This window comes from Olleya sp. Ti.3.14, assembly GCF_038154885.1.
Taxonomy (GTDB): Bacteria; Bacteroidota; Bacteroidia; order Flavobacteriales; family Flavobacteriaceae; genus Olleya.
In genome coordinates, this window is record NZ_JBAKAO010000001.1 from 526,687 (window position 1) to 542,124 (window position 15,438).

Here is a 15,438-nt window from a genome sequence, read left to right on the forward strand (position 1 = left end):
TTTTATAGTATTTTTACCACATGAGCCCAACAAACGATAAAACTTATTGGAAAGATAAACTTCATGAAATTATTTATGAAGCAGACACGCCTGCTGGTAAGTTTTTTGACGTCGTTTTACTTATTTTAATTTTAGCTAGTATACTACTAGTTATGCTAGAAAGTGTAAATCACATTGATAAAAAGTACCACAACGCGTTATATGTTGGAGAGTGGATTATAACTATCTTTTTTAGTATTGAATATATTTTACGCATAATTACAGTAAAAAAGCCATTTAAATACATCTTTAGCTTTTACGGTATTTTAGATTTACTATCTACAATACCAATGTACATCTCGTTTATTTTTGCAGGATCACACGCTTTAGTAACTCTTAGAGCGTTACGCTTACTGCGTGTATTTAGAATACTTAAATTAGCAAGATATCTTGGAGCCTCAAACCAATTAAGAGATTCAATTATTGCTAGTCGTGTAAAAATATTTGTGTTTTTATTTGCTGTATTAATATCATCCGTAATTTTTGGAACTATTATGTATTTGGTCGAAGGTGAAGATAACGGATTTACAAACATCCCAAAAAGCGTCTATTGGTGTATTGTAACATTAACCACAGTTGGTTTTGGAGATATTGCACCACAAACTGCACTTGGACAGTTTATTACAACTATTATCATGATTTTAGGTTATGGTATTATAGCAGTACCTACAGGAATTGTGTCTGCAGAATACTCTAAAAGCTTAAAGAAATCTGAGGACCAACCCTCTAATACAACAAGTAAAAAACTAAATTTAAATACACAAAGATGCTCTAATTGTCATGAAGACAATCATGACGATGATGCCAACTTTTGCAGAGTTTGTGGTAACAACCTACATTAAACAATTACTTAATTACAATAAATTTGAAACACGCTAACAAATATTTAATCTCAATTGTTGGACCAACTGCTATTGGTAAAACTGCACTTAGTATTAAGTTGGCTAATCATTTTAATACCCAAATAATATCTGCAGATTCAAGACAGTTTTTTAAAGAAATGAGTATTGGTACAGCTGCTCCTACAGCAGAAGAATTAGCAGCTGCTAAACATTATTTTATACATAATAAATCTATAACAGAAGACTATAATGTTGGTGCTTTTGAAAAAGAAGCAATCGACTGCATTACAAACCTACACAAAACTAATGACGTTGTTATAATGGTTGGTGGTTCTGGATTATATGTTGATGCTGTTACTAACGGTTTAGATTATTTTCCTGAGGTCGATAAAAAGATAAGAGAGCAACTAAATAAACAATTAGAAACGGAAGGTTTGGAAACACTTCAGCTTAAGCTGAAAACTTTAGATGAACAATCCTATAACACCATAAAAATTGATAATCCACAACGTGTCATTCGTGCTTTAGAAATTTGTATTGGCAGTGGACAACCCTATTCTTCCTTTTTAAATAAAGATAAAAACCATAGACCATTTAAAACAATTACTATAGGACTTGAGGCTGATCGTGATGTTATTTACGACAGAATTAACCAGCGAGTAGATATTATGGTTGCTAATGGGTTGATTAAAGAAGTGGAATCCTTACTTCCCTTTAAAAATCTAAACAGCCTTAACACTGTTGGATATAAAGAGCTATTTAATTACTTGGATAAGACTTGGACATTAGAGTTTGCAATTACTGAAATTAAGAAAAACTCTAGACGTTTTGCAAAACGCCAATTAACTTGGTTTAGAAGAAAACCTGAAACCCTTTGGTTTGACTATCAAACACCATTAAGCGCTATAATTACTAAAATAGAATCTGAGTTAGAATGAAGATTTTTTTAAAAAAATTAGCATTCTTTTTTATTCCTATTATACTCTATGTGATAATAGTTTTATCCTTAGATATTTTTAAAATTTTTAAAGATTATGAAAACTATTATAATCAAGACATCACTACTTTAAATAGGACTTACGTATCTACAAAGATTTTTTTAAAAAATAAAGACAGTGTAAACTATGACAGTTTTATTTTTGGTAGCTCAAGATCTCAAGCCTTTAAAACTCCAATCTGGAAGCACTATTTACCAGAAAAATCGGTTCCGTTTCATTATGATGCACATAGTGAAGATTTATATGGTATTTATAAAAAATTAGAATTTTTAGACCATTTAAATTCGCCTATAACCCATGCTTTAATTATTATTGATCGAGAGGTGTTGGCTGGTACAAAAAAAAGATTAAATCATTTAAACATTAATCCAATAGTGTTTAATGATGTTTCTAAATACGAATTTTATAGTAGTTTTATTTTAGCAAATCTTAATCCACGATTTATGATGGCTTACACCGATTTTACTTTATTTAAAACGTATAGAACTTATATGAAAAATTATGTACGTATGGACAAATATCCAGATACGTTTACACCAATTTTCAATGATTCGTATTACGGATTAGCTAAAGAGATTAAAGAAGACAGTTTAGGTTATTATAATAAATTGAAACAACAAGGTGTATTTTATCAAAGACCTCAAGAACCTAATATTACATTAGAAAAAACTAAAAGAGAAATAGATTTACTTAATAAAATAAAATCTGTATTTAATAAACATGATACTAATTACAAAATCGTTGTTTCGCCTTTGTATGATCAAATCCCTATGGAAGAAGAACAATTAGTACTACTCTATTCTATTTTTGGTAAAGATAAAGTCTTTGACTTTTCAGGGAAAAATAATTTAACAGAGCCTATTAGTAACTATTTTGAAAGCAGCCATTACAAACCTAATGTTGCTAAAATTATTTTAGACTCGATTTATTAAACAAAAAAAGCCAGCATAAATGCTAGCTTTTTTAATATATATTTGATAATTAATCGTTTTGATTAACTACTAATCTAAATCCTTCTCCGTGAATATTTAAAATTTCCACATTTGGATCTAACTTTAAATACTTTCTAAGTTTAGCAATGTACACGTCCATACTTCTAGATGTAAAGTAATTATCATCTCTCCATATTTTAGTTAATGCTAACTCACGTGGCATTAAATCGTTTTCATGTAAAGCTAACATACGCAGTAATTCGTTTTCTTTAGGAGATAACTTAACTTGTTCTCCTCCATTGTATGTTAAAAATCTAAGCTTAGAGTTTAAATCAAATCCTCCAATTTTAAATTCAAATTGTTTACTGTCCGCAACTGTATCGTTTGCTTTACGTTGCATGATAGCCTTTATCTTCATTAATAAGACTTCACTATCAAAAGGTTTATTTAAATAGTCATCTGCACCAACTTTATAACCTTTAAGCACGTCCTCTTTCATGGCTTTAGCAGTCAAAAACACGATTGGCACTTCTGCATTTTTCTCTCTAATTTCTTTAGCTAAAGTAAATCCATCTTTATATGGCATCATGACATCTAAAATACATAAATCAAAATCACCACGTTTAAATTTTTCAAAGCCTTCCATACCATTTTTTGCATGGGTAACTTCGTAATCATTCATTGATAAATAATCTTTTAAGACTGTTCCAAAATTTGGGTCATCTTCTACTAATAATATTCTTTTTAATTGTTCATCCATAATACTACGAGATTAACGGAAGCTTTATTGTAAAAGTACTTCCTTTTTCTTTTTCACTTTCTACTGATATGTGACCATGATGGTCTTCAACTATTCGTTTTACATATGCTAAGCCCAATCCATGACCTTTAACATTATGTATATTACCTGTATGCTCTCTGTAAAATTTTTCGAACACACGTTTTTGAGCTACTTTACTCATACCACTTCCGTGATCTTTTATATGCACTAATATATTATTTCCTGCCAGCTCTGTAGTGACAATAATTTTAGGTGCATCTGGAGAATACTTAATTGCATTATCCAATACGTTTACTAATACATTTGTAAAGTGTGTTTCGTTTGCTAAAACCGAGGATTTTTCGGCATCAAGATGTGTTTCAATATGTCCACCTCTATCTTCAATAATCAACTCTACGTGTGATATAGCATCTTCTACTAAGTCGTTAAGTTCTACACGTTCCTTACTAATGTTTAGTTCGTTTTTTTCAAGTTTAGATATTCTTAGTACATTTTCCACTTGCGCATGCATACGCTTATTTTCTTCTTTTATCATACCTAAATAACGTAGGACTTTTTCTTTGTCGTCAATTATTTTAGGGTTTCTAATAGAATCTAATGCTAAATTAATAGTCGCAATTGGCGTCTTAAACTCATGCGTCATATTATTAATAAAATCTGTTTTAATTTCAGAAATTTGACGTTGTTTTATTAATTGATATAATGCGCTAGAATAAGCTATGACTATAATTAAAGTAAAAACTATAGATAATATTAGCATCGTTAAAATTGATGATAATATAAACTTTTTACGTTCTGGAAAATTAACTAATAGTCTGTAATTACTTTTATCATTTTCATTATAAAAAAATGGTACACTAAACGTAGATGCTGGATTTAACTGAAAATCTTGAGTTTTAATTTTTGTTGCTAAATCGTTGCTATATATTGCAAATTCGTAACCTATATCAATATCATTTTCTAACAATTTTAATGCTAGTAACCTATTGATTTTGTCTACGTCAACACGTTTGTGTATTGGTTTTAAATAGGCTTTATCTTTATAAACAGTCTCTAAAGCAATACGTGTACTTTCATTAAGTTTACTTAACCTTGCAAGCATTGATGATAGGTTTTTACTACCATCTATAGAGTTGTTTTCAATAATTTCGGTTTCTCTTTTTTGTAAAATACGTTTTACGTTTAAACTATCTAAACCTATGTCAAAGAGCGCTGATGATACTTTATAATTTTCTTCTAAAATACCGTTTCGATAAATTACTGTTTCGTTTGTGTCAGGATTATCCTCTTTAATGTAAATGTTTATAATTGCAGTTGTATCATTTACATTAATTGATCCATTGCTTAATAAATCATTAAACTTTCTTAAATAATCCTCTTTTTCTTCATTTTCTACAATGTTAGACACATAGCTTAGTGCTTTTCTTACATTGAAGTTAAACTGTTTTTCAGTATTTTGAAGTGAATTATTTATATAATACGCCTGAACTAGTATGATTCCTATTAGGGAACAACTCATTAAAACGACTAACACAAAAAAAATCCTTTTGTTCATCATCCAAAATTAAGATTTTAACATTTAGCAATGTTACCATTTAACCTTACATTAACAAAAACGTTAAAATTTAATTCTTTGTTATAGATTTTAAGAGTTTACTATGAATATTTTGAACCTGAAGTTTTGTGTCTTTTAAATCCGTATTATTAATTACAAAATCTGAACATTCTGTCTTTTGTTGGTCAGTCCATTGGTTATTCATTATCGCTTTAACCTTAGCTTCAGACGAGTTATCACGTTTAATTACTCGATTTAGTCTAGTCTGTTCTGGTGCTACGACAGTAATTATATAATCGTATTTGCCTTGACTTCCGTTTTCAAAAATTATAGCGACTTCGCTAATAACGTATGGTGCGCTTTGTTTTTTCACCCAATTAGAGAAATGTTTTGCAACTTTTGGGTGCACAATTGCATTCATTTTTTTTAGTAAAGCTTGATTACTAAATATCTGACTTGCAATAAATGGTTTATTTAATGTATTGTCTACATAAGCCTCATCCCCAAAAAGTTTAATCAATTTACGTTTAATAACTTTAGAACGATCCATTAAAGCTTTGGCTTCATTATCAGCAATATAAACAGGCACATTTAATGCTTTAAAATAATTAGCCACAGTAGTTTTACCACTACCAATACCTCCTGTTAAGCCTACGATTGTTGGTATCATTCTGTAATTATAAATTCAATTTTTTGTTGTAAAACCCTAATATTTTTAACGTTTTTAGGTTGTTTAGCTAATTTAGGAACTAATGCAGAATTTCCTGAAGCTTCATTATAATCACAAATAACCTTAAAGTCTTCGGCATTTATGGTATTAAATTTTTCTAAGCTTGTGGTAAAACTTAATGACACTTGCTTTGGAAAATAGTTAACTTTTACACCTTCCGGAATATTAATTATTTGGATTGGAATGTCCAAAACGCCTTCAGAGAATTTAGAAACATTAACCATCAACTTAGCTTGCTTTATATTGGTTTTAATATTTTTATTTAAACTATCCAATTGCAGTAATAACGTTTTATTTACATTGGATTTCACTTCCCTTAATTCTAAATACTGAGTCTTTACTTTACTAATTGTTTTTAAAACAGAACTTGGACCAATTAACTTAACACTATCAGGTACAGCTTTTAAAGTATCTAAAGTGTTATACCCTTTAGCATATTGAATTTTAGAGTCTAAGATTATTGGTACATATTTTACATCATTGACATCAAATCTAAAAAGTAGTGTGTCTGGATTAATACTGATAATTTTTTCTTCTTTATTAAACTGCTTATTAATATTTGAAAACCCTTTGGAAACACTCCAAATTAAAGTTGAATCTTTTTTTGAAATGTCTGTTTTAAAATTAATATCTAATTCTGGTCTTTTAATAGCATACCTAAGCCAATTAAAACCTGTAGTCTGTATTGTAATATCAAGCTCTGGATTGTTTGAATTTACTATAACATGCGTATCACTAACCTCCTTAGGTTTTACTTTAAAAGCTAGCGTAGCTGTATAAACTTTAGATAGTTTTGTTAAAACCAAAATTGAAAAAGCTAATAAAAAAAACAATAAAAAAATATTGATTTTTTTACTTTTAAATAACCCTAATATTTTTAACTTAAGTTTTTGCATGCCTTAATTTTTAAAAAATAAATGAGGAAAAATAGTTTCTGGTTTTTCTGACTTTAAAAATAATAGTAATGTAGATTTTAAAAATCCGTAACCATATCCAAAAAACTGGATGGATACTGCTAATAAAGCCTGAAAACCAATAATAATATTTTTAGTTTTTAATACTGCTACAACAAAGATTAGACAATAATAAAATAACACTAAGTATAAAGGTAAAAATAGATTAAACAGTATTAAAACCAAAGCTATAATAACTCCAATAAAAAACACTGTTGGAAACCAATAGGTAATTTTTTTAGTTTGTGGATGCCACTTATTTAAAATAGGTCTTACGGAACCAAATTTATTAACTTGTTTATAAAATTTACTCCAAGATATACGTCTTTTATGGTACACATAAGCTTCTGGAAATAAAGTTGTTTTAAATCCTAAGTCCCATAGTCTAATAGACAAATCAGGATCTTCTCCAGGGTGGATATTACCAAATCCTTTGGTAGCTTCAAATGCTAATTTTGATAATCCCATGTTAAAACTTCTAGGTTGAAACTTATCCAAACTAGATTTATTACCTCTAATGCCTCCTGTTGTAATTACAGACGTCATACTAAAATCTATCGCTTTTTGAAGATTTGAAAACGAATGATGTGCTTTATCTGGTCCGCCAAAACAGTCTACATAATTAAGTTTTAAGCTAGCTTCTACCTCTTGTAAGTAGTGACTAGGCAATAAACAATCGCTATCTAAAATAATAAAGTAATTACCTTTAGCGTGTTGCATTCCAAAATTTCTGGAATCTCCTGGTCCTGAATTTGACTTAAAATAATAGGATATATCAAGATTATCCATGTATTTATCTACGATAGCTTTAGACGTAATGGTAGATCCATCTTCTACAATTACAATTTCGTAGCTATAGTTACCTTTTAAGGTTAAAAAGCTTTCTAATAGCTCCTCAATCTCTATTGGACGATTATAAACAGGTATAATAAACGAAAAACTTAATTCCATATAACAAATGTAAGTTAAACGTATAAAAAAAGCCACCTAAAAAGGTGGCTTTTAATTGTATTAAAGTTTAAGATTATTTCTTAATAACTTTTATTGTTTCAGTAACATCTCCAATAGTAACTTTAACAAAGTATGCTCCTGACTGTAAGTCAGACATGTTTACTAGATTATCTACACTATTAGGTGCGTTTCTGTACACTTCTTGTCCTAACATGTTATAAACTGATACATTAGAAATCTCTTTTTGAGCTTTTAATGTTAAGTTGTCATTAACTGGGTTTGGATAGTATGAGAATAAAGCTTCTGTATTAAACTCAACTGTACTTAAAGCAGACTCAGAAAGTAATAAAGTAAACGATCCTGGAGCTTGTGCTCTAGCAGTACCATCATCACTAACTCTTACATAGTAAGTAGTACCATCCGTTAATCCTCCAACTATAGACGAGTTACAAGCACCAACTAAAGTACCAGCACAATCTGTATAAACACCATATTGAGCAGCAGTTGTAGTCACTGTAACTTCTCCTGAAGGAGGTGCTACAAATGAGTACCATAAATCAGCAACTGCACCTGTAAAACAATCTGCAGCTACCCCAGAATCTGTTGCTCCAGTATTATCTCCTGTGATTTCAACTCCTAAAGTTAAAGCTTCTGCAGCAGCACATTCGTCATTAGCAGGTGGTAAAGGTGTTGTATTTAAATTTAATGTATAAGCACCTACACCAGTAGCTGCATTACCATCTATGTAAATATAATAAGTTGTAGCTGTTGCTTCAGAATCGAAACAAACAAAACCACCAGATCCTGTATTTGAACTATCGTCATCTCCTGCAACACAAACTAATGAACCACAAGCTCCAGACCATACTTGAATCTCTGAATCGAAAGCACCAGCAGAATCCTCAATAGAAATAGATTCATTACCAGGTGAATTATATACATACCACACTCCTGTACCAAAAACAAGTAAACCAGCGTTAGGTGTAGAATCTCCACCTGGATCACACGTTGTACCTACTGTTCCTCCTTCACATACTGTTAAGTTCTCTACATTAGTAGCGTAAGTAGTATCACCAGAGATTGAATCTCCAGCATTAATAGTAATTGCATCTTCACAAGCATTATTTGCTGGTGGTGGTGGAGCAAGGAAAACACATAAATCAAAATCAACATATGCAGTACCTGAAGTACTTCTTACATTCACAAAATAAGTTGTACCACCAGTTAAAGTAAAAGTTTGGGCTGCAGTAGTAAAACAAGTTGTACCTACTTGAGTAGTAGTCTCACAGTCTCCCGAATATAATGAAAGATAAGTTGTTGAAAATCCTGAATCAAAAGTTTCAGTAGCACTAAATACGTAGTTATTATCCTCAGTTGGTGTAAAAGTGTACCATACATCTTTATTTGTTGAAGAACAAGTTCCTGAAGCAGATGGTAAAGCACTGTTAGTTGTCCCAGAAACACTGTTATCACATGAATCATCTGACGATAAAGTCAACTCAATAGCACCTTCGCAAGTATCATTTGCTGGTGGTGGTGGTGGTGTACCAATACAAATATCAAAATTAGAAGTTTGTCCTGCAGTACCTGTCCAAGAATAAACTTGTACAAAGTAAGTAGTTCCAACAGTCAAACCTGAAGTTGTACTAGTATTAGGGTCTGAACAAGTTAAAGCTGTTCCTAATGCTTCACAACCAGAAGTTGCATCATAAACTGCGTGATATAAATCCGTTGTTCCTCCTGTAATATTCTGTAAATCGATTACGTGAGTGGTAGATGTAGCCATAAAACTATACCAAACATCATCATCTTCTGTTCCTCCACAAGCTGTTGCTATTCCAGAAGCTGTAGCTGCTGCTATAGTTCCAGAAGTTACATTCATACAATCTAAGTCTGCGTTTACAGTCAATGGTATTGCACTAGTACACTCATCATTAGATGGTGGACAATTATATGATAAAGTACTTAACTCTAAGTTACATAAGCTATCTTGATCATGCTCAATAGTAATGTTTACATCGGTTCCTGGTGTGAAAGGTCCCACACTAACCATTCCTGTTGCTGTCGCTGGTGTACTTGAAACTCCTGCATCATTAGCAATAGTTACAGATGTCGCATCACCTAAATTAGTAACATCTACATCAATCATGTATGTTCCTGCTGCGCAATCTGTGGTTCCTACCACAGCAGTAGCTACAGGTGAAGTACAGGTTAAAGCCGGAACAATAGTTACTGTTATATTTGACCAATCTCCAGCCGAACCTGAATAAGTTTGATCTAAAACAATATCAAAAGTTCCATCCGCATCTGGATCGTAATCTGCAGTAAAGCTTCCATCAAATGTAATTGTTGTTGCAGCACCACTATTTGCACTACCAGTAGATGGTAAATTAAAGTTTACAGTTCCAGCTGCTGTTGTTAAATCCAAATCACACTCAGATGCCCAAGCATTATCTGTGCTTACCCAATCAATAGAAATACTAAAAGTAGCATAATTTCCAGAGGGAACAGCAGCACTATTAGCAGCATCGTTAATATTTAAAGTCACAGGTGAACCCTGAGTTACATTTGTAGGTCCTGTAATTACAGGGAAGGTATGTTGAGCCATAGCCGAAAAACAGCTAATAAGAGCAACACACAATAATAAAGTAATTTTTTTCATCATAAGTTTAGTATAAGTTAGTAATTAATTAATCATCTTCTAAAAATATTGATTTATTCTTAACCTAGCACTACCATAGACATCAAATCGACAAGAAGTCTTAAAAAAGGGTTAAAATACCATTAACCTTATGTTAAATGTAATTAATAGAATTGTAAGTTTTTACATACAACTGATTGCCAGTAGTTTAATTACATAAAAAAAGCCTTACATATCTGTAAGGCTTTTTAAAATTGTATTAGTAGTATCTATTTATCAATACCATCTACAAATGCGCTCATTACTGCATCGCTAACTCCCATGTTACTAAAACCACCATCATGAAACAGGTTTTGTAAAGTCACACGCTTAGTTAAATCACTAAATAACGACACTGTGTAGTTTGCACAATCTAAAGCTGTAGCATTACCTAAAGGCGACATTTTTTCCGCGTAAGCGATAAATCCATCAAATCCTTTTACTCCACTACCTGCTGTAGTTGGTGTTGGCGACTGTGATATAGTATTAACTCTAACTTTTTTATCTCTTCCAAAAAAGTAACCAAAACTACGTGCTATACTTTCTAAATAGGCTTTATTATCTGCCATGTCATTATAATCAGGAAAAACACGTTGTGCTGCCATATAAGTTAAAGCCACGATACTTCCCCATTCATTCATTGCATCTTGCTTGTATAACGTTTGCATTGTTTTATGAAATGACATTGCAGAAACATCTGTTCCTTTTTGTGTCCAAGCATAGTTTTGATCTGTATAATGTTTTCCTTTTCTAACATTAATTGACATACCAATAGAGTGTAATACAAAGTCTATTTTACCTCCTAAGATTTCCATTGCTTGCGTAACAAGATTTTGTAAATCTTCCTCGCTTGTTGCATCTGCAGGAATTATTTGAGAGCCCGTTTTTTCTGCTAAAACATTAATTTGACCCATACGCATTGCAACTGGTGCATTTGTAAGTACAAAAGTACCACCTTCTTCATGGACACGTTCTGCTGTTTTCCATGCTATAGAGTTTTCGTCTAATGCTCCAAATATGATTCCTCTTTTTCCTTTTAATAAATTGTATGACATAACTTATAGTTTATCAGTTGATATGTTAGTTTATTATATTATCTGTCAAAGATAGTATTTAATATTTTTTTAATTCGCTTTCGCGGAAATTTAGCCACTAATTTAATAGTTGTTTAGCATGTGCTATTGCCGAATCTGATAATTGGGTACCTCCCAACATCTGAGCCAATTCTACAACACGCTCATCATAGTCCAATTTAACTAAATTAGTTGTGGTCACTTCATTAACGTCTTCTTTATAGACTTTATAATGCGTGTTTCCTTTAGCTGCAATTTGTGGTAAATGGGTGATACTAAAGACTTGCATTTTAGTACTCATTTGCGACATGATATCTGCCATTTTATTAGAAATTTCTCCTGAAACACCTGTATCAATCTCGTCAAACATAATACTTGGAAGCTTGACATATTTTGATAAAATAGACTTAATAGCTAGCATTATTCTTGATAATTCTCCACCAGATGCTGCTTTTTTTAACACGTTAAATTGACCACCTTTATTGGCAGAAAATAAGAAGTTTAAATTATCCTTTCCGTTATATAAAAACGTATTAGATGCTTCTAGACTTATATTAAATTGTGCATTAGGCATACCTAATTGCGTCAATAAAGCTTCTAATTGTTTTTTTAATTCTGGTATGGCTTTATTACGCTTATCTGTAATGTTTTTAGCTTCAGTATTTAATAATTTTTCTAAAGCTTTAATTTCTTCTTGCTTATCTGTAATATCTTGGTCAGCATTTTCAGTTGCTTCCACTTTTTTGGATAAAGCCTCTCTGATTTCAATCAACTCTTCAATAGACTTAACTAAATGCTTTTGCATTAGGTTATTTAAGGTCATAAGCTGAGCATTAACTACCTCTAGCCTATTTGGATCAGCGTCTAATTTGTCTTCAAAACGTTCTATATCAACCAAAACGTCATCTAAATCAATTAAACTACTAGTAACCCTATCCAATAAATCTTGATAAGTATTTGATATTACAGCCAGTTTTTGAAAGGCTGCTTTAACCTCTCTTAGTGATGTTAAAACACCTGCTTGTTCTTCGCTTAAAAGCGCATTAGCTTCTTCTAATTTAAGTTGTATAGCTTCTACATTATTTAAAAGTTCATACTCTTCTTCTAGAGTTTCTAACTCGCCTTCTTTTAAATTTGCTGCAACTAATTCATTTAATAAAAACGAATTATAGTCATGTTCCTTTATAGCTTCGGCCTGAAATTGCTGTAACTGTTTTAGCTCCTTTTGTAATACTTTATGCTCTTTTAGATGCAGATTATAGGTTTCTAAATTAGATTCTGTATTTGCCAATGCATCAATGACCTGAAATTGAAATGCGTCATCCACCAACTGTAATGTTTCGTTTTGCGAATGAATATCAATAAGATGTTCTCCTAAAGCTTGCAAATTAGACAGGTTAACAGGCGAGTCGTTTACAAACGCTCTAGATTTACCTGATGGTAAAATCTCTCGTCTAATAATTGTTTGTGTGTCGTAGTCTAAATCTTGATCCTTAAACAAGTTTTTAAGTTTGTATTTAGAAATATCAAAAGAGGCTTCTATTATACATTTTTTTTCAGGATTACGTAAACTAGATAAGTCTGCACGTTTACCTAAAATTAATGATAAGCCTCCTAAAAGTATAGATTTACCAGCTCCAGTTTCTCCTGTAATAATGGTAAACCCATCATTAAAATTAACTTGAAGTTGATCAATTAGTGCGTAATTTTTTATGGTTAATCCAGTAAGCATTCTTAAAGTGAAAGGTTAAAATTTAAAAAGTGAAAAGTTTTGGTTTTACGCTTTTTAAGAATGAAAATAATTAGTGTCTAAAATTTTATATTTCTCCATTTAGAAGAGTGCATTGGAGCTACTTTGTTTAAAGTATCGACCAGATTAGCAATATCAACACTTGGTCCTTCACTAAAAATCTGTTCTATCTCCTCTGCTTTGGCATCAAAAAACACACGAAGCAAATACGAGTTTGGACGTCTTCTGTTCATGTCATTAAATAGGCTTAAAGCCATAGCTATTTCATTTTTTGCATCCTTTTGATTATCACTCATAGTATCTAAACCACGTCTGTGATAATTGTATAATACAGTTCTAAACTCTTTAAATGTTGGTGATAGTAAATTATCTATTAATGCAAAACGACTTTGCAAACCGTCTTCTAACTTCCAACCAGAGTAGTTTTCTTGCTGAGAAAAATTTACAATATTTTGAGCTTGTCTAAAATACTCATCTCCTCCTTCTTGTTTAAATGACTCGGCATCCATACCTAAAATCATGTGGATATGAAATGCTAAAACAGAGATTAAATTTGATGCGTACTGTGTTGGATTATAAATTAGATTTTGAAACTCGACATACTCAAAAGTAAAATCTTTATCATTTATGTTATAGATAGGTGTTGTGTAACTTGATCCAAAAACAGGTCTTGACGATTGGACTTGTAAAGTTGCCTTGTAGCTATTACCAGAATATTCTCCAATATTAATTACAAAATTACAATCAATACGCTCTTGAGGTTCAACTTTTTTGTTTGTCCATTTTGTACCAGAAACAAACTCTTTTAATTGTTTTTCTAGTGTTTTAAATTGCTGTAAATTTTCGTCTCCTGTTAATTGTGCATTTACAACTACTGTTGCATTAAGCTCTTGAGCCTGTAATGAAACACTAAAACAAATTAAAAATAGAAATAAAAGTTTACGCATTTAATGTATTTATTATAGTATTAAAAAGGTCCTTAGCAACTTCTGTTTTAGATTTTAATTGATACACAGTAGCTTCTTCTTCCTTGTTAATCAAAGTTACTTTATTAGTGTCTGACTTAAAACCTGCACCTTTGTCGTTTAACGAATTTAAAACAATTAAATCTAAATTCTTCTTTTTTAGCTTCAATTTTGCATGTTCTAATTCGTTATTAGTTTCTAAAGCAAAACCAACTAAAAATTGAGTTGTTTTTATTTGTCCTAAAGAGGCTAAAATATCTTTAGTCTTTTCTAGTTCTAAGGTTAACGTAGATTCTTTCTTTTTTATTTTTTGAGTTGCAACATTTTTTGGTCTATAGTCTGCAACAGCTGCAGATAAAATAGCAATGTCTGCACTTTTAAAATGCAAATGGGCTGCATCATACATCTCTTGTGCGCTAATTACTGGTATGACTGTTATTAAACTATGTTTTACAGTTTGATGTGTTGGACCAGAAATTAAAACAACTTTTGCTCCCAAATTTGCTGCTGCTTTAGCAATTTCAAATCCCATTTTACCAGAGGAATGATTACCTATAAAACGTACAGGATCTATAGCCTCGTAGGTTGGTCCTGCAGTAATTAAAACCGTTTTGTCTTTTAGTGGCAAACCACTGATAATATCATTTTCTATAAAAGAGACAATATCTTCTGGCTCTGCCATACGACCTTGACCAACTAAACCACTTGCTAATTCTCCTGATGTTGCAGGAATCATAACATTGCCAAAGGTTTGAAGTGTCTTAAATGAGTTAACTGAAGAAGGGTGAACATACATATCCAAATCCATTGCTGGTGCAAAATAGACTTTACATTTTGCAGAAAGATATGTTGCTAATAATAAATTATCGCAAGTACCATTTGCCATTTTAGATAGTGTATTGGCTGTTGCTGGTGCAATAACCATATAGTCTGCCCATAGCCCTAACTCTACGTGGTTATTCCACATAGCGTTATCATCTTGATCGTTGGTAAATGTTGAGTGTACTGGATTTTTGGAAAGCGTAGACAATGTAAGCGGTGTCACAAAGTCTTTAGAAGCAGGTGTCATAACGACTTGTACGTTTGCACCTGCTTTTATAAATGCTCTGACTAATGAGGCTGTCTTGTAAGCAGCAATACCAGCACTGATGCCTAATAGTATGTTTTTGCCACTTAATATAGACATAGG

13 protein-coding genes are annotated in these 15,438 nt (G+C 31.5%); 3 read left to right on the forward strand and 10 right to left on the reverse strand.

The window, feature by feature from the left end; all coding sequences use genetic code 11:
* Nucleotides 1-20 precede the first annotated feature (20 nt).
* From V6251_RS02485 to V6251_RS02495, 3 genes are read left to right on the forward strand one after another with little or no spacing between them, the layout of a single operon-like run.
* Entirely contained in the window at nucleotides 21-881 is an 861-nt protein-coding gene (locus V6251_RS02485; RefSeq protein ID WP_341586905.1) for an ion transporter, read from the forward strand.
* A gap of 23 nt (nucleotides 882-904) precedes the next feature.
* On the forward strand, nucleotides 905-1,819 hold the full coding sequence (miaA, locus tag V6251_RS02490; RefSeq protein ID WP_341586906.1) for a tRNA (adenosine(37)-N6)-dimethylallyltransferase MiaA: 915 nt from the start codon (nucleotides 905-907) through the stop codon (nucleotides 1,817-1,819).
* The gene (locus V6251_RS02495) at nucleotides 1,816-2,811 is read left to right on the forward strand and encodes a hypothetical protein (protein WP_341586907.1); all 996 of its coding nucleotides are present in this window, start codon (nucleotides 1,816-1,818) and stop codon (nucleotides 2,809-2,811) included. The genes miaA and V6251_RS02495 overlap by 4 nt, the downstream gene beginning before the upstream one ends.
* Nucleotides 2,812-2,860: 49 nt before the next feature.
* Here the strand turns inward: V6251_RS02495 and V6251_RS02500 are convergent, their stop codons facing one another.
* The 10 genes from V6251_RS02500 to coaBC form a co-directional block, all read right to left on the reverse strand.
* The gene (locus V6251_RS02500) at nucleotides 2,861-3,571 is read right to left on the reverse strand and encodes a response regulator transcription factor (protein WP_028281877.1); all 711 of its coding nucleotides are present in this window, start codon (nucleotides 3,569-3,571) and stop codon (nucleotides 2,861-2,863) included.
* Between the two features lie 4 nt (nucleotides 3,572-3,575).
* Nucleotides 3,576-5,111: a sensor histidine kinase gene (locus tag V6251_RS02505; protein WP_292948579.1), complete on the reverse strand. Its 1,536-nt coding sequence runs from the start codon at nucleotides 5,109-5,111 to the stop codon at nucleotides 3,576-3,578.
* A 106-nt stretch (nucleotides 5,112-5,217) separates the two neighbouring features.
* Nucleotides 5,218-5,817 (reverse strand): dephospho-CoA kinase, encoded by a 600-nt coding sequence (gene coaE / locus V6251_RS02510; protein ID WP_341586908.1) that lies wholly within the window; start codon nucleotides 5,815-5,817, stop codon nucleotides 5,218-5,220.
* Nucleotides 5,814-6,683, reverse strand: coding sequence for a CdaR family protein (locus V6251_RS02515; protein ID WP_341586909.1), 870 nt, complete (start codon nucleotides 6,681-6,683; stop codon nucleotides 5,814-5,816). The genes coaE and V6251_RS02515 overlap by 4 nt, the downstream gene beginning before the upstream one ends.
* Before the next feature lie 93 nt (nucleotides 6,684-6,776).
* Nucleotides 6,777-7,781 (reverse strand): glycosyltransferase, encoded by a 1,005-nt coding sequence (locus V6251_RS02520; protein WP_341586910.1) that lies wholly within the window; start codon nucleotides 7,779-7,781, stop codon nucleotides 6,777-6,779.
* A gap of 73 nt (nucleotides 7,782-7,854) precedes the next feature.
* Nucleotides 7,855-10,446, reverse strand: a complete 2,592-nt coding sequence (locus tag V6251_RS02525; RefSeq protein WP_341586911.1) for a T9SS type A sorting domain-containing protein — start codon at nucleotides 10,444-10,446, stop codon at nucleotides 7,855-7,857.
* A gap of 245 nt (nucleotides 10,447-10,691) precedes the next feature.
* Nucleotides 10,692-11,516: an enoyl-ACP reductase FabI gene (locus V6251_RS02530; protein ID WP_145001996.1), complete on the reverse strand. Its 825-nt coding sequence runs from the start codon at nucleotides 11,514-11,516 to the stop codon at nucleotides 10,692-10,694.
* Between the two features lie 97 nt (nucleotides 11,517-11,613).
* Nucleotides 11,614-13,266 carry a DNA repair protein RecN gene (gene recN, locus V6251_RS02535; RefSeq protein WP_341586912.1) on the reverse strand — a complete coding sequence of 551 codons (1,653 nt, stop codon included), beginning with the start codon at nucleotides 13,264-13,266 and terminating at the stop codon, nucleotides 11,614-11,616.
* A gap of 77 nt (nucleotides 13,267-13,343) precedes the next feature.
* A complete protein-coding gene (gene porD, locus V6251_RS02540; protein ID WP_341586913.1) occupies nucleotides 13,344-14,231 on the reverse strand; it encodes a type IX secretion system protein PorD in 888 nt (295 codons plus the stop codon).
* Nucleotides 14,224-15,435 carry a bifunctional phosphopantothenoylcysteine decarboxylase/phosphopantothenate--cysteine ligase CoaBC gene (gene coaBC / locus V6251_RS02545; RefSeq protein WP_341586914.1) on the reverse strand — a complete coding sequence of 404 codons (1,212 nt, stop codon included), beginning with the start codon at nucleotides 15,433-15,435 and terminating at the stop codon, nucleotides 14,224-14,226. Before coaBC ends, porD begins: the two co-directional genes overlap by 8 nt.
* Nucleotides 15,436-15,438 lie beyond the last annotated feature (3 nt).

What these genes read in the sequence shown, in the direction of transcription:
- V6251_RS02485 (WP_341586905.1), top strand. Translation starts at nt 21, where the DNA reads ATGAGCCCAACAAACGATAAAACTTATTGGAAAGATAAACTTCATGAA.
- V6251_RS02495 (WP_341586907.1), top strand. Translation starts at nt 1,816, where the DNA reads ATGAAGATTTTTTTAAAAAAATTAGCATTCTTTTTTATTCCTATTATA.
- V6251_RS02500 (WP_028281877.1), bottom strand. Translation starts at nt 3,571, where the DNA reads ATGGATGAACAATTAAAAAGAATATTATTAGTAGAAGATGACCCAAAT.
- V6251_RS02505 (WP_292948579.1), bottom strand. Translation starts at nt 5,111, where the DNA reads ATGAGTTGTTCCCTAATAGGAATCATACTAGTTCAGGCGTATTATATA.
- coaE (WP_341586908.1), bottom strand. Translation starts at nt 5,817, where the DNA reads ATGATACCAACAATCGTAGGCTTAACAGGAGGTATTGGTAGTGGTAAA.
- V6251_RS02520 (WP_341586910.1), bottom strand. Translation starts at nt 7,781, where the DNA reads ATGGAATTAAGTTTTTCGTTTATTATACCTGTTTATAATCGTCCAATA.
- V6251_RS02525 (WP_341586911.1), bottom strand. Translation starts at nt 10,446, where the DNA reads ATGATGAAAAAAATTACTTTATTATTGTGTGTTGCTCTTATTAGCTGT.
- V6251_RS02530 (WP_145001996.1), bottom strand. Translation starts at nt 11,516, where the DNA reads ATGTCATACAATTTATTAAAAGGAAAAAGAGGAATCATATTTGGAGCA.
- recN (WP_341586912.1), bottom strand. Translation starts at nt 13,266, where the DNA reads ATGCTTACTGGATTAACCATAAAAAATTACGCACTAATTGATCAACTT.
- porD (WP_341586913.1), bottom strand. Translation starts at nt 14,231, where the DNA reads ATGCGTAAACTTTTATTTCTATTTTTAATTTGTTTTAGTGTTTCATTA.
- coaBC (WP_341586914.1), bottom strand. Translation starts at nt 15,435, where the DNA reads ATGTCTATATTAAGTGGCAAAAACATACTATTAGGCATCAGTGCTGGT.